14 protein-coding genes and 1 pseudogene are annotated in these 14312 nt (G+C 57.6%); 5 read left to right on the top strand and 10 right to left on the bottom strand.

Annotation, left to right across the window (positions count from 1 at the left end):
* Positions 1–65: 65 nt before the first annotated feature.
* The gene (locus GTW23_RS22645) at positions 66–1253 is read right to left on the bottom strand and encodes a ZIP family metal transporter (protein ID WP_252917606.1); all 1188 of its coding nucleotides are present in this window, start codon (positions 1251–1253) and stop codon (positions 66–68) included.
* On the bottom strand, positions 1250–2458 hold the full coding sequence (locus GTW23_RS22640) for a multicopper oxidase domain-containing protein (protein ID WP_382263533.1): 1209 nt from the start codon (positions 2456–2458) through the stop codon (positions 1250–1252). Before GTW23_RS22640 ends, GTW23_RS22645 begins: the two co-directional genes overlap by 4 nt.
* 118 nt (positions 2459–2576) lie before the next feature.
* Here GTW23_RS22640 and mntR point away from each other — a divergent pair, with 118 nt between their 5' ends.
* The gene (mntR, locus tag GTW23_RS22635) at positions 2577–3035 is read left to right on the top strand and encodes a manganese-binding transcriptional regulator MntR (RefSeq protein WP_252917622.1); all 459 of its coding nucleotides are present in this window, start codon (positions 2577–2579) and stop codon (positions 3033–3035) included.
* An 8-nt stretch (positions 3036–3043) separates the two neighbouring features.
* Here mntR and GTW23_RS22630 read toward each other — a convergent pair whose 3' ends face one another.
* Genes GTW23_RS22630 through GTW23_RS22605 form a run of 6 tightly spaced genes read right to left on the bottom strand, consistent with a single transcriptional unit; the run spans position 3044 to position 8053 of the window.
* Complete coding sequence (locus GTW23_RS22630) at positions 3044–3694, bottom strand: DsbA family protein (protein ID WP_252917605.1); 651 nt, start codon at positions 3692–3694, stop codon at positions 3044–3046.
* A complete protein-coding gene (locus GTW23_RS22625; protein WP_252917604.1) occupies positions 3691–4128 on the bottom strand; it encodes a disulfide bond formation protein B in 438 nt (145 codons plus the stop codon). The genes GTW23_RS22630 and GTW23_RS22625 overlap by 4 nt, the downstream gene beginning before the upstream one ends.
* Positions 4115–4600, bottom strand: coding sequence for a signal peptidase II (gene lspA / locus GTW23_RS22620; protein WP_252917603.1), 486 nt, complete (start codon positions 4598–4600; stop codon positions 4115–4117). Before lspA ends, GTW23_RS22625 begins: the two co-directional genes overlap by 14 nt.
* Positions 4597–5220, bottom strand: coding sequence for a methyltransferase family protein (locus GTW23_RS22615; protein WP_252917602.1), 624 nt, complete (start codon positions 5218–5220; stop codon positions 4597–4599). Before GTW23_RS22615 ends, lspA begins: the two co-directional genes overlap by 4 nt.
* A gap of 1 nt (position 5221) precedes the next feature.
* The gene (locus tag GTW23_RS22610; RefSeq protein ID WP_252917601.1) at positions 5222–5815 is read right to left on the bottom strand and encodes a methyltransferase family protein; all 594 of its coding nucleotides are present in this window, start codon (positions 5813–5815) and stop codon (positions 5222–5224) included.
* Positions 5816–5818: 3 nt separating this feature from the next.
* On the bottom strand, positions 5819–8053 hold the full coding sequence (locus tag GTW23_RS22605; protein WP_252917600.1) for a heavy metal translocating P-type ATPase: 2235 nt from the start codon (positions 8051–8053) through the stop codon (positions 5819–5821).
* Between the two features lie 108 nt (positions 8054–8161).
* Between GTW23_RS22605 and GTW23_RS22600 the strand changes: the two genes are divergently transcribed.
* Both GTW23_RS22600 and GTW23_RS22595 read left to right on the top strand, forming a co-directional pair.
* Positions 8162–8602, top strand: a complete 441-nt coding sequence (locus GTW23_RS22600) for a MerR family transcriptional regulator (RefSeq protein ID WP_252917599.1) — start codon at positions 8162–8164, stop codon at positions 8600–8602.
* Complete coding sequence (locus tag GTW23_RS22595; RefSeq protein ID WP_252917598.1) at positions 8599–8940, top strand: YnfA family protein; 342 nt, start codon at positions 8599–8601, stop codon at positions 8938–8940. Before GTW23_RS22600 ends, GTW23_RS22595 begins: the two co-directional genes overlap by 4 nt.
* Positions 8941–9268: 328 nt before the next feature.
* Here the strand turns inward: GTW23_RS22595 and GTW23_RS22590 are convergent, their stop codons facing one another.
* Complete coding sequence (locus GTW23_RS22590) at positions 9269–10360, bottom strand: IS5 family transposase (RefSeq protein WP_252917597.1); 1092 nt, start codon at positions 10358–10360, stop codon at positions 9269–9271.
* A 535-nt stretch (positions 10361–10895) separates the two neighbouring features.
* Between GTW23_RS22590 and GTW23_RS22580 the strand changes: the two genes are divergently transcribed.
* Positions 10896–11939: a transglutaminase-like cysteine peptidase gene (locus GTW23_RS22580; RefSeq protein WP_252917596.1), complete on the top strand. Its 1044-nt coding sequence runs from the start codon at positions 10896–10898 to the stop codon at positions 11937–11939.
* Positions 11940–12007: 68 nt separating this feature from the next.
* A pseudogene (locus tag GTW23_RS22575) lies at positions 12008–13048 on the top strand (IS256 family transposase); the annotation flags it as partial.
* Between the two features lie 215 nt (positions 13049–13263).
* Here GTW23_RS22575 and GTW23_RS22570 read toward each other — a convergent pair.
* Positions 13264–14298 (bottom strand): L,D-transpeptidase family protein, encoded by a 1035-nt coding sequence (locus tag GTW23_RS22570; protein WP_324288326.1) that lies wholly within the window; start codon positions 14296–14298, stop codon positions 13264–13266.
* Positions 14299–14312: the final 14 nt, after the last annotated feature.

Raw genomic sequence — 14312 nt, 5'->3', positions numbered from 1 at the left:
AAGTTCCCACGGAGGCAATTCGGTAGCGCAAACTATTGCCGAACGATTCGGCCGGGCCGGTTGGGTCAGACCTTAATCAGCGCCGCAGTGGCATACATGAATGCGATCCCGCCAAGAAAACCTCCCAGAACAGCCGGCGAGAGCAACACGGCCTGGCGGTCAGGATTCTGGCGCATCAGGTAGGCGCCGACCTCAACCATGACCTGCATGATTGCGCCCGCGCCTACAGCCAGAACTAATGCCGACCATTGTGGCGCATAGGCGAGACTGCCCGCCCACATACCCAGTACGGCAGGACCGCCGGCCAGTAGTGTCAGCGCCACAAATGTCCAGAGTGGAGGACGGATCCGCAGCATGGGTGCGGCGATGCCGATTCCCTCGGTCACATTATGCAGCGCAAAGCCTAGAACGAGGAAGGTACCAAGCCCTGCCGATCCGGCTGCAAAGGCGCCGCCGATCGCCAGACCCTCACCGAAATTGTGCAGCCCGATGCCAAGGGCGATGAAATATGCGAGCGCCAGACCTTCGGGTTGGCCACGCCAGCGGCCGATCGCCATTAACAGCAGAAAGCTCGCCAGGCCCGCCAGCCAGACCATTGCGGACCCTTGAAACAATGCGGCTGCCTCGGAGGCCAACTCCAGTGCCTCGGCGGTCATGTCGATGAGGAGGAACGCCAGCAGGCCCACAGTCAGCGCGAGCAAAAAGTTCATCCCGGCCCGACCGACGCCACGCATGGCCGGATAGAACATCAAACCGAGCGCCACCGGGAGCAAACCGACGATTGCCCCGACCAGTGCCTGCGCCTGCAATTGGGACTTCGTTGCCTTTGGCGTTGACACGGCGACAGCGATTTCATGTTCGAACGCCGTGCCGGTGTTGGATAGGAGTTTGACCACATGTGCCTCGCCAAGCACCCAGGGATAGGGAATCTGCACCCGGACGGCCTCTCCTCGCGTGATCGGTCCGACAGGGTCCTGCGTGAAGGACCAGAATGCGTCGTCCACCGCCACTTGAGCGATGACCATGGGGTCCGACCCTCCGGCGCGCACTTGCAGTCCGATCCCTGTCTTGTCGAGAATGGTTCGTTCCACGGTTAGGGCCTCAACCGGCGGCGCGCCATTATTGAAACTGCGCAAGGGGTCGAGCGAGGCGATCCAGACGAAGGCGACAAGCATGGTGGCCAGCGGCAACAGCACGAGCACGAGCCGGGTGAGGGCGGAATTGGCCAGTTTGGGTTGGCTGTTCTCGCTCATGCGGTGGACTCCTGCACGTCAAACATGCCGATCCAGCCGAGCTCGGTGAACTCGGACTGGTGTGCGTGAAACATGTACATTCCGGGCTCGTGTTCAGCAAAACTGAACTCAAGGATTCCGCGCTGCGCCTGGCACTGCATAATCAGATCCACAGTGCGCTGTGTTGGCGTCAGTGTGGTGCCGGTATCATAATAGTTAAAAAAGTTGGCGTGTAGATGGAAGGAGTTGATTGGGTCAAACTCGGTCACGTTCAACAGGTAGATGCGGATCGGACGCGACTTGTCGATGCGGATCGGCACGTTCATATATGCTTGACCTACAGTGTTACAGGCATAGACCTCGTTCCCACCATCGAAGTTGGTGTCAAAAGCGTTCATCACCATCGCCATCTCCTGCCATTCAGCATTCTCCGGACTGCCGAGCACGCGGGAGGCAGCCGCTGCCGCATGTTCGAGTTGCAGGGCGGGGTCCGGATCAATGACGAACAGGCCATACATGCCCTTGTGCATATGCCGCTTCAGCGGTAGCGCGTGGCAATGATAGAGGTGGCAACCGAAGGGTTTGGCGTCGAATTCGTAGATGAATTCCTCGCCGGGACCAATCAATCCAGCCCCGGGAACGCCGTCCATTCGTGCCGAATGGATGCCGTGGAAGTGCATGGAATGGGGGTGCGAACCGAAGTTGCGGAAAATGATCTGCAGCCGCTCTCCTTCCTTTGCCCTCAAAGCCGGACCGGGAACGCGGCCATTAAAGGTCCATGCGGGGAAGAAGACGCCGGGTGCAATTTCGATTTCCTTGTCGATAGCATCGACTTCGAAGATGCGCAGTGTCCGACCATCCGGCAACTGTTCGGTCCGCCCCGTCTCCCAGTCCGTAAGCATGGTTGTTGGATCGAAGCCGTTCCTGGCGTGGTCAACCAAGCCAATCGTTGTCATGTTACCGTGAGCCATTCCAGGCATTGGCGCGGCATAGGGATCGTCCATCACGGTGGACATGTCGTGATCCGTCGTCGGATCAGGTTTTGTCTGCGACCTTGCGCCACTCGCCATCATGGCGGCGCCGCTCGCAGCGGCAATACCTCCGACCAGCAAGGCTCGACGCTGCGGGTCAACAGACAATGCGGTGTCGTCAGGCGCTGAGATAGGCCGTGAGACTTCCAAAGCTGACCGCGCATCGCGCTTGTGGCTGCGTAGATTGGTGGGCATGGGATAAGGTGTTCCTCAGGGGGATTGGCGAGCAAAGTCTCTACACAAAAAGTTAGTAGAGGCTAACTTTCTACGCAATGCCTTTACTTGTCAAGCCGTGCTGTGCAACATGGCCGCTATGATCAAAAGTGATTTCTCCGCTGAACTCCCCTCGGTGACAGATGAGCGCCCTGCAGATGCCAGAGCCGAGGCTTTCCAGGGAGTACGGGAGGCGCGGCGCAACGAGCTGGCTGAAGACTATGTTGAGTTGATCGCGGATCTGATTCACGAACATGGTGAGGCCCGGCCGGTCGATATTGCTGCACAGTTGGGCGTGCGGGCACCGACCGTGACGAAGGCGCTTGCCCGGCTTGCCCGGGAGGGACTGATCACTCGCGCGAAGTATCGCTCGGTTTTTCTGACGGACGAAGGTCGTGCGCTTGCCAAGGAATGCCGAAATCGGCACGAGATCGTCCTGAGGTTCCTGATTCGTCTCGGGCTTGACGCCGAGACGGCGGAACTCGACGCTGAGGGAATCGAGCACCATGTCAGCGAGCGGACACTTGCCCTGTTCAAGTCCTATGCCGACCGACCTTGAGAGGTCTTTCAGGAGTTCTCGACGGCGCTGCGCACATCAGCGATGAGACCGTCAAAGCTGATTTCTGACATTTGACGCCCGTTCAGGAAAAAGGTTGGAGTTTGGCGGATTCCAAGAGCGTTGACATCCGCCATATCCTGATTGAGGACACCCGTAATTCCTGGAAACAGCCTGTCGCTTTTGGCCTTTTCAAGGTCGAGCCCGGCGGTCTCTGAGATCTGCCAGGCTATGTCCAGCCGCGGCCCATCGTGCAACGCCCAACGAGGCTGCTGTTCAAGAATCGCATCGAGCACGGGCTCAAACTTGTCCTGCATCCTTGCTGTCTCAAGGATACGTACCGCCTCGTCCGAGCCTTCATGGAACACGGTATAGCGTATGACGATCCGCACTTGCGTAGGAAACTCGGTGCGTATTTTTTGAACCACCGGATGAAAAGCCCTGCAGGCTTCGCAGGACGGATCGAAGAATTCGACAAGCGTTACCGGAGCCTGTTCAGGGCCGAAACTCGGTGAATAGCTGCGAACCAGCAGCAACGGATCGACCGCCACAACCGCGTCAGGGTCCACCTGTTGGCTACGGCCAGTCAAGAAAAAGACGCCGCCGCCAAAAACTGCGAGGCCGAAAGTGGACGCTCCAATCATGAGAGTACGTCGGTTCATTTGCGTTTTCCTTTCAATAGAACAAGACATGCCAGGATCGCGACAAAGGCGATCAGCGATAGGTAGGGAATGGGAAGACCAAGGATGCTCTGGGATGGACCGGAGCAGGATGGACCATCCTTGGTGCATGGAGCAATCACCTGCGGAATCCAACCAGCGTAGAGCCCAGAATGCCAGCCTGCCAGTGCCAGGCCTGCCAGCGCTAGCGGTGAGCCATAAAGGCGGGCCATGCCGTCGCCGCGCCAAGTCGACAGGCCGAGAATGGGCACCAAGGGAAACATTGCAATGCGTTGATACCAGCATAGAGTGCACGGCATTTGCCCGAGGATTTCGCCAATAAAGAGAGCGCCAAGAGTTGCCGCCAGAGCGATCAGAAATGCGACCAACACCAGAAGGTCATCGCGGGACAGGTTTTGTTGGTCAGTTCTGGTCAATGTCAGAATTCTTTCGACGTGGTGACGACAGTGCCGCCACTAGAATGAATAGGGCGCCTAGAAAAATTGAGATGTCTGCAAAATTGAACGTCGGCCAATGCCAGTCTCGCCAATAGAAATCGAGAAAGTCGGTCACAGCGCCTTGCCGCACCCTGTCAAAAATATTGCCGAGCGCGCCGCCCACGATCAGTGCACACCCCGCGCGCTCCAGTGGGGCCTGCGAGCGAAACGCGATGACGGCCAAACCCAGCGTCAACAGGCCAGTTATCCCGACCATGACCAAGGGCTTTCCAGCCATGACGCCCGACCACATCCCGAAGCTTGCCCCTTCGTTAAAGCCAAGCGTGAGATTGAAGCCGGGCAGAACAGAGAGTGGCATGCCTGCCAAAAGTAAAGACAGCGCAAAGGCCTTGGTCAGTTGGTCGACAACCAAAGCGGAAACGATCACAAACAGCATCAGGGGAACTTTCATGAAGCTTTTTTTCGGGATAGTCCGATCCATCGCGGCACGGACGCCATATAGACCTCGTATTCGGTCCCGATCGCCGCGCGTAGTGCGGTTTCTTCGGATCGAACCTGTGAAGATGCCAACCGGATAAAAAGCAGCGGTGCCACAGCCGTTGGCAGTGATGGGATAGCCAAGGCAACACCGACTAGCAGCAGGAATTGTCCGACAAAGGTCGGGTTGCGGCTGAACTTGAAGATACCACCCGACACGAGGTCTCCGGTTGCACCTTCTTTGACACCCACACGCCAAGAGGCACCCATTGTCAGCTGTGCCACCATTGCAATCAGGGCGCCGGTGCCCGCGGAAATGAGCCCCAGAGTGCCGAGCAGAGGAAAACTACCTTCCGTCCATAGCGGGTCTAGCCTTTGCACCAGGGGGAGGTTCATCCAGATGAGCGGCCCGAAGAGAGCCATGGAGAAAGCGGCACGGTAACCCAGAGCGGCCAGGCGATCATGGCCACCTTCCTGTCCGATCAGCCAGACCGTCCGACCGGCGGCATTGGCGGCGCGGAAGGTGCCCCAGTAGAATAGCGCGAGATAGGCCAGTAGAAAGGCCAGTGCCGCCCAGCCATACCAGTTGATCATGTCATGCTCCATGTGTTTCTTCCGCGCGAGTCCAGCCCAGGAAGCGAGCGGTTCGGACCTTGTATGCAGCAAATTTGGTGCCAAACGAACGCGCCAATGCCCTTTCCTCCAGGAAGATCGCGCACAGATATACAGCTGCCCAGAGGGCCAGCGCTGTCAAGATTTCGGGTTTCGGGGTCAGGATTGCCCACCCCGCAAGACCTGCCCAAGTTGAGAGGTAGATCGGATTGCGGCTGAACCGGAACCAGCCGCGTTCCTTGAGGGGCCCGTCCTCACCAAAGGCCACGCTCCAGCCCAATTGAAGCGTTGCCAATAATGCGATTCCGAAGCCGAGGATCAACAAGATACCTCCGACCCAGAAGCGTGAGGAGGCTATCCCTGGAGCCACCTCGGGGATGGCCAGAAGCGACACAACAATCAGGCCTCCCACCAGTACCCGAAAGGGCCAGATGAAAGCAGCATAGGTCGCGCCATCGCGACTTTCGGGCGGCCAGTAGCAATTGGACCGATCAAGGAGGGCGCGGCATGATCGTGCGAGCAAATAGGCCCCCGCCAACACGGGGACCCAGTCCATGTAAAGCGGCAATCGCAACATGGGTTAGCCCTCTCGTTCTGGATTGAAGCGCAGCAGTCGCAGTGCGTTCAACGTGACGAGCACCGTCGCTCCCGTGTCGGCCATGATCGCGATCCAGAGGCCGGTCAGCCCCAAAACAGAAGTTACGAGGAAGACCGCTTTCAAACCGAGGGCAATGGTGACGTTCTGTCGGATATTGGCCATCGCCGCACGGGTGAGGCGGATGGTGGCCGGAATGTCGGTCACCCGGTCGCGCAGGATGGCAGTGTCGGCCGTTTCGAGCGCGACATCGGTTCCCGAACCCATGGCAACGCCAACGCTTGCCTGCTTGAGCGCCGGTGCGTCGTTGATGCCGTCGCCGATCATCATCACGCCGCCATGATCGCTCATCTCGCGAATTGCCCTTAGCTTGTCCTCGGGCATCATGTTGGCCTGGTACTCCATGCCCAGGCTTGCCGCGATCGCCGCGGCCGTGCGCGGGTTGTCCCCGGTCAGGATGAGCGGCGTAATGCCCATTGCTTTCAACTGGCGCACCGCTTCGGGCGCATCCGCGCGTGGTTCGTCACGCATGGCGATGATGCCAAGCGAGGTTTTTTCGCGGAACACCACAACGGCGGTCTTGCCCTGTTCCTCGAACACCGTCGTCTGGGCCAGGCCCGCATCGTCAATCCCGGCATTGTCCTTGGCATATCCGGGTGAAGTCACCCAGGCAGAGGCATCACCCACCGTGGCAATCACACCCTTACCCATCAGTGCCTTTGCATCGCGTGAGGGCAGGATTGTTAGGCCTTCCTCCTCGGCCTTGTTCAGAATAGCGACAGCCAACGGATGGCTTGAGCCGCTTTCGACGCCCGCTGCGACAGCCAGAAGTTCGGCCTCGGTGGTTGTGCCAAAAGTTACGATATCCGTTACCACAGGTCGCCCATGAGTAAGTGTCCCGGTTTTGTCAAAGGCAACGCGAGATACCTTCGCCGCCGCCTCGATCACAGCACCGCCTTTCATCAGAATGCCGCGCCGTGCGCCCGTCGACAGCGCCGAAGCGATTGAGGCGGGAACCGAGATCACCAGTGCACAGGGGCAGCCGATCAGCAGCAGCGCCAGCCCGCGGTAAACCCATGTGTCCCAAGGCTGGCCAAAGGCCAGGGGCGGCACCAGCACGACCAGAACCGCAACAGTGACGATAGCGGGCATATACCAGCGACTAAAGCGATCTATGAATCGTTCGGTCGGCGCGCGTGCCTCTTCAGCCTCTTCAACGAGGCGAATAATGCGCGAAATGGTGTTGTCTTCGGCGGTTTTAGTCACCGTGATCCGCAGCGCGGCTTCGGTGTTGATGGAGCCCGCAAAGACAGAATCACCAGGCCCCTTGTTCACCGGAACACTCTCGCCCGTCACCGGGCTGTCATCAACACCCGAGGTGCCTTCCCTAATCTCACCATCCGCCGGAATGCGATCACCGGGACGGACGAGCACGGTTTGCCCTACGGCAAGACTTGTCGCCGGCACTTCGCGCGTGGCGCCGTTCATCTCCAGAAGCGCTGTCTTCGGAACGAGATTGGCAAGAGCGCGAATACCGTCGCGCGCCTTGCCCGCGGCAACACCTTCCAGAACTTCACCCACAGCGAAGAGAAATACAACCAGAGCTGCTTCTTCTGCCGCATCAATGAACAATGCGCCGATGGCAGCTATCGTCATCAGGCTTTCAATGGTGAAGGGCTGTCCCATCCGCAAAGCTGCAAACGCTCTACGTGCGACGGGGGCAACTCCGATCAGGCAGGCAGCGACAAATGCCCAATTGCCGACCTCTGGTACGATCAATTCCACACCCCAGGCGACAACCAGAAGCAGGGCGGTAAAGATCACCAGTTTACCCTTGGCAGTCTGATACCAGCGTTTGCCCCGATCCGCAGGATCGTCATGAACGTGGCCGGGGCTACCGTGGCCGGAATTGTCCGTTGCTTTGCTGACTGCCTGTGAGCGACCGGTGCCGTTTTGATCTTGGTCATGCGCTTCGGCCGGTTCCTGCTCTGCTACGCGCGACGCAATGCCGTATCCAAGCGCACGAACGGTCTTCTCGATCTTGTCGCGGCCTGTCTTGCCTTCGTCCAACGTCAGGCGCAGGCGTTCGGACATGATGCCGACCTCAACCCCGGTCACCCCTGGCAGCCGCGCCACTGCATCCTTGATCTTCGTCGCACAGGATCCGCAGTCCATGCCAGACACTGTCCAGTCGCAAGTGATTTCGTTATCTGAATCCATTTTCGTCATCGTCTTTCCTTCGCCCTATGGCGAGTAAGCGCCGGGCCCTTGTCTTCATCAGATGCCCACTCTAATGTCTCTAGCTACTGTAGCTTCAAGAGAAATTTTATGTTGACCATTGGAAAACTTGGACGGGCGGCGGGGGTAAAGATTCCGACCATCCGTTACTATGAACAGATCGGTTTGTTGCCGGAGGCCGAACGCAGCGCGGGCAACCAGCGGCTCTATAGCCGCAAGGCGCTTGATCGACTGACTTTCATCCGACATGCGCGGGGACTTGGTTTCACCCTCGAGGCAATCCGCGATCTGCTCAGCCTCTCGGATACTCCGGACCAGCCGTGCGCGGCAGCGGACGCTATTGCCAAGGCTCAATTGTCGGAAATTGAAAAACGGCTCACACGCCTTGCCTCGCTAAAGGTCGAACTAAAGCGAATGGTGGCGCAATGCGCTGGTGGCAGGATAGCTGATTGCCGGGTGATTGAAGTTCTGGGTGATCACTCGCTTTGTGCGACAGACCACGATCACCCGCAAGGCGGAGATAGCCAATGACATCGTTTGGAACGCTGTCCATCTATATGGGTGCTGCGTTGGCCGAAATAGCTGGCTGCTTCGCTTTCTGGGCTTGGATGCGGCAAGGGGCGAGCGCCCTGTGGCTTGTCCCCGGTCTTGCTAGCCTCACGGTCTTTGCCTGGCTGTTAACGCTTGCCCCGTCCGATTTGGCCGGCCGCGCTTATGCGGCTTATGGCGGCGTCTACATTGGAGCGTCGCTGCTCTGGCTCTTGACCGTGGAAGGGCAGCGGCCCGACATCTGGGACCTGACTGGCGCCGTGATCTCTATTCTCGGAGCGGGGGTCATTCTGTTCGCGCCACGAACGTTAGTGAGTTGAGAAAATCTTGCCGGTTGGCGGCAAGTTGGATCTATGCTGCAGGAGGAGCTGCTATCATTGGCATAGTTCCTTTGCCCATCATCTGGGATCTCCTATTCACCTGATACATTTCTGGTGGGGCGCTGCTAGCACTTCCCGGCGCGCCTTTATATTTCGGTGTCCTACACGGGACAACGGTAGCAAGTTGGACAGCTCGATTTACCGACCGCTATTTCATTGAAGGGTGAACAAAGCCGCCTTTTGGGTGAGCCTGGGACAGATATCCGTTATTGTTGTTGATGATTGCCGCCTTGGCGGCGTGCATTCCGGCCTTTCGGCCACGTCGGCGTTACGCTGCCTGCGGTCTTCCTGTCAGCCATGCATAGCGGAGCATGTTGTAGGCGATATTGGCCATGCCGATCTTCACCTTTGCCCTGCTGATGCCAATGGTGCGGATGAAGAGCTTCATCTTGTCCTTCTGTCGGGCGAAGACGTGTTCGACGGCGGAGCGAACCTTTGAGCGGCGACCATTGGCGCGCGACATCGCCTCGGGCATGGGCTTGCCCTTCGGCTTGCGTTGATGAATGTCAGACGTCAAACCGTTCTTTTCCAGCCATTCCTCGTTCGTCTTCGAGCGATAGGCACTGTCGGCCCAGACGGTGGATGCGGTATTGTCCTTAGCGACGACATTCCTGAGTTGGGCTCCATCATGGGCGGCCGCACTCGTCACCGTCCATCCCCGGATGAAGCCGTGGGTTCGATCGATGCCCGCGTGGTTCTTGTAGCCGAACATTGGAATTGCGATGTCGTGCTGCCTGGTCGCGGCTGATGTCGGCGTTTCCGTCGGCTGCTTCGCCTTGGAGTACTTGACCGTCCACCGCGCATCGCGATCCTTCTGCGCAAGCTTTGCGGGCTTGTCCTTCCAGCCTTCCGGGATCTCGCCAGCCTTGATCGCCGCCTTCTCGTCCTGGCTGTTGTGCTGCCTTGGCGCCTGGATGATTGTTGCGTCAACAATCTGACCACCCTTGGCCAAGTAGCCAGACTTCGACAGATGCTTGTCGAAACGGGCAAACAGGTTGTCGATGGCGCCGGCTCGAACAAGGCTCTCGCGGAAAAGCCAGATCGTCTTGGCATCAGGCACCTTCTGCGACAGCGAAAGACCCAGAAACCGCATAAATGACAGTCGGTCTTGGATAACAAATTCCGCCTGGTCGTCGGAGAGATTGTAAAGCGCCTGCAGCACCAGGATCTTGAACATCAGCACCGCAGGAAATGCAGGACGCCCGCCCTTCGATCCATCCGATCGCTTCAGTGCCTTCGCCAACGGCTTCTCGAACACAGGCCAGGGAATGATCGCATTGAGCTTCTCAAGCGGATCGCCGACCGCGCTCAACCGCTCGTAACGTTCGTCCAAATCCCAGAACCCAGGCTGCCCTCGCATCATCCGCTCCCTGCAAATCACACCAGCGGGATTGAATCACGATCCGCTGAAAAGCGGGAAGTATTTCGAGGCTTCCAGTTTTAGTGGAAATGTTTCGTCAGGTTGCATGTCTCCGCCGATCTGTTGACAGATTCATGGGCGTTGGCTGCCCGGAGCAATGCGATAGGCGACCAACCGACATTCAACTGTGACTCCTTATAGGTGTTCAGTCTTGACTCATTTTTGGTTAGCCGGGTAGGGGCCGCCTAGTCGCAAAATCACGTAGCGGTGATGGGCCAGTGTGGCAGCGGTTTAATGTTAGCGCTCGGTTCTTGAAGCGCCAACTTTCGTTTCCGGTTTCGCCGATTTCGCAGTGATGGGTGAGCCGGCTGCATCCGCGAAAGCCCGAAAGCGAAGATTGCCGTCGATAAAATCAACCCAATAAAAATCATTCAAATTTTATCAAAAATAATATATATTCTTTAGGTATGTTTGTTTTTAAAATCTTATATTTGAGATTGTATTCTTCTCTTAGTACAAAGGGAAGGCGAAGTAAATGTATAATGAAGTAACAAATAAGCAATATCTGAGAAACACTTCTTTCCTAGTCTCACTTCTATGCGCATCCGCCGCGCAGGCCAATGACTACGATGTTTGGGACACAAAACCCGAGATTATAGTCGCGGCCAATACAATATCCGCGCTCGTACAAAACCAGAGTGTCGCCCGGAATCTGGCGTGGCTGACCATGGCACAATTCACGACGACTCTTAACGTGAGCCAAGGCGGCTTCGCTCCCCTTGGCTTTGATCCTGATCCTGCCTTTGACATTGCAGCTCCGCAGGCGTTCGCGGCCCTTGCCGCCGCGCGCCCGGCAGATAACCAGGCACCCAGCGATCTGACTGCCAGTCAGGACCAGATCACCACCGCCTCCATTTCAGTGCCAACAGCATCGGCTGGCGCGTCGCTCAGCGAGGCAATTCGCGAAGATTTACCACTGTTCGGTGCCTACAGGATCCGCTTCGGCAAGATCAAGAGCGGTGCCCGCATATCCGTATTGATGCGGAAAGCAGCAGCTTCTGGCCCGTCAGCCATCTGCATCAATCAGTGTGCAGACCTCGCCGATCGCCTGGCGCTGAACGGATCAAGTATCAGCGAACAACTCCGCCACGTCTCGGTTTCCGTCAATAGCATGGTCGCCTACAAGACCGATGATCAGAACCATGACCGAACTGATTACTGGTCAACGCCAAATGAAATTCTGGGTCGTAGCAGCGGCGATTGCGAAGATTACGCTATCTTGAAAATGGCTGTGCTGGCGCGCCTCGGCGTCCCGATGGACGTCATGGAAATCGTCGTGCTCAAGGACACCAGCCGTCGCTTGTTCCACGCCGTTCTGTCCGTCAGCCTTGAAGACCGCAATCTGATCCTCGACAACGTGACCGATGCCATTGAAGCAGACACAGAAAAGCCTAGCTACGCGCCGCTGTTTTCGATATCCGGTACCGCAAATTATGTCTTCGGTTACAAGGGCGGAGGGTCCAACCACATGGCATCCTTCAAGGGCCTCGCAGCAATAGCGCCGGGCGCTGGGTTCTGAGACATGGGAATGCTCTCTGTTTCCAGAAGGTAATCCAGCAATGAATTCGGTCCCATGGTTTCCCTGGGCTTGCCCAGCGCAACGGTTATCGCGACCGGGACTGGGAAACACGGGCCGGAACAGTCGAGCTGCGCATTCTGAAGCTCCGCACCGGCAGCTATTTCCCGAGCTTCCTTGAACCGCGCCGCATGGCGGAGAAGGCTCTGACGGCGGTGATCCAGGAAGCCTACATCCAAGGCGTTTCGACCCGCTCGGTCGATGATCTGGTCAAGGCCATGGGTATGAGCGGCATTTCCAAGAGCCAGGTGTCCCGGCTCTGCCAAGAGATCGACGACAAGGTGAAGGCCTTCCTCGACAGGCCCATCGAAGGGGAATGGCCCTATCTGTGGATCGATGCCACCTACCTGAAGGTCCGGCGCGGCGGGCGCATTGTATCTGTCGCGGTCATCATCGCCGTCGGCGTCAACACCGACGGTCGACGCGAGGTGCTCGGAATGGAGATCGGCACATCCGAGGCCGAGCCGATCTGGACCGAGTTCCTGCGCAAGCTGACAAGAAGGGGCCTGTGCGGCGTCAAGCTCGTCGTTTCCGATGCCCATGAAGGCATCAAGGCTGCGGTCTCCAAGGTTCTTTCCGCGACCTGGCAGCGTTGCCGGGTCCACTTCATGCGCAATGCGCTTGCCCATGCCGGAAAGAGTGGTCGGCGCGTCGTCTCAGCCTTCATCGCCACCGCATTCGCCCAGGACTCGCCCGAGGCTGCAAGCACACAATGGCGCAATGTCGCTGACCAGATCAGGCCGAAAGTGCCCAAGCTCGCCAGTCTCATGGACAGCGCCGAGCAGGACGTGCTCGCCTACATGACCTTTCCCAGGGCGCACTGGACCAAGCTTCACAGCACCAACCCCATCGAGCGACTGAACGGCGAGATCAAGCGACGAACAGAGGTCGTGGGCATCTTTCCAAACGACGATGCCATCATCAGACTGGTCGGTGCACTCCTGCTCGAACAGAACGACGAATGGGCCGTCCAGCGATCCCGTTACATGACACTTGAGACCATCGCCACGATGAGCGATGATCCGCTCATCAGCCTGCCAGCGGCAAGCTGACCCATTCCCGGCTCTGTCCGGAGGGCACGGCGAACGCCGAAGCTACACCACGTCCTGGGACACGTTCATGTTCGGGCTAACCGGTGCGGGTGTCAGCAGCTCTTTTCTGCCCTGGATAGGCTGGATTAGCCGTCGATAGTTCATAGTTTGTCTGTCTAGTCAGCTCTTGAGGCAGGCAATCATAGTTCCCATGTTGCACCAACTTTGGCCCGCAACTAGTCGGCAACGAAGGGATCCGCGAGGGCTGCTTTCGGTCGGCTGACCGGGACCAATGTCGATGATGTTATTTCCGATAAATATTGCGGACCTTTTTTTGCCAGAAGCTTTCGGAAAACCGGGTTCATACCGCCATCCGAATAGGCAAGGCCAGGTCCCTGGACATCGTTGAGCAGGCTTCTCATTTTCTTGATGTCTCCAGTCGATTTATCGACTACTTGCTGATCTTCCGGCTTGAAGGCTGGGCAGTCTCCGAGCGGATCAACAGATGTCACGCCGTTGACCGGTTCTCCAAACCTGTAGCGGCCCTCGCAAAACTGAAACCGAGGCGGTTGGCGCAGTACTTCAAACTGATCATAGCCCGCCTTGAGATCTATCCAGAAGTCGAAATTTGGATTATCGTTGTGCGCGGCAAGGTTCTCCGGCGTCATCCGAAAGGGATAGGATTGGACCTGAAAGGCCTGTTGGCCGCCCTGCAATGCGTCTCTGACAACGGCATAGACCTCTGCGACATAATTGTCGGAAATCGCAAAGCAACCCGACGATGAACATGCCCCATGAACCATCAGGGCAGAACCTGTATAGCCCTTGGCACGCTCCAGCCTGTTCGGATAACCGAGATCGAAGGAAAGATAATACTGAGAATTTGGGTTCAACCTGCCAAAATTGACTGTGTAAAATCCCTCTGGAGCCTGGCGGTCACCCTCAAATTTTTTCGGACCCAATTGACCGGACCATCGGCACATCGGGTAAGTCTTCATCAGTGCGTATTTGCCGGTCGAATCACGCTTCCAGACTTCCAGTTCGCTCTCCTGCTTGAAGATGCGAACCAGTACGGGGTCTGTGGACCTCATCCCCATATCCCGCATTTTGGCAAGTGTCTTTTGCGGAATAGGAATGTCGCCTCGGCCGTCAAGATCCAGCGTACTCGTCACACATCCCGACAAGACAAGGCCCGCCATGAGGATGCCGATCACGTTGGTTCGGAATCCTTGGCCCATGGGGCGCTCCTTTTCAATCATCGGCAGCATCATCTTCCGTTTCCTGC

Origin of the sequence: Parahoeflea alexandrii (assembly GCF_024105735.1) — a bacterium.
In the GTDB taxonomy this organism is placed as follows: domain Bacteria; phylum Pseudomonadota; class Alphaproteobacteria; order Rhizobiales; family Rhizobiaceae; genus Hoeflea; species Hoeflea alexandrii.
The sequence above is the reverse complement of the archived record's forward strand: the minus strand, read 5'-3'. Positions and strand labels throughout refer to the sequence as shown.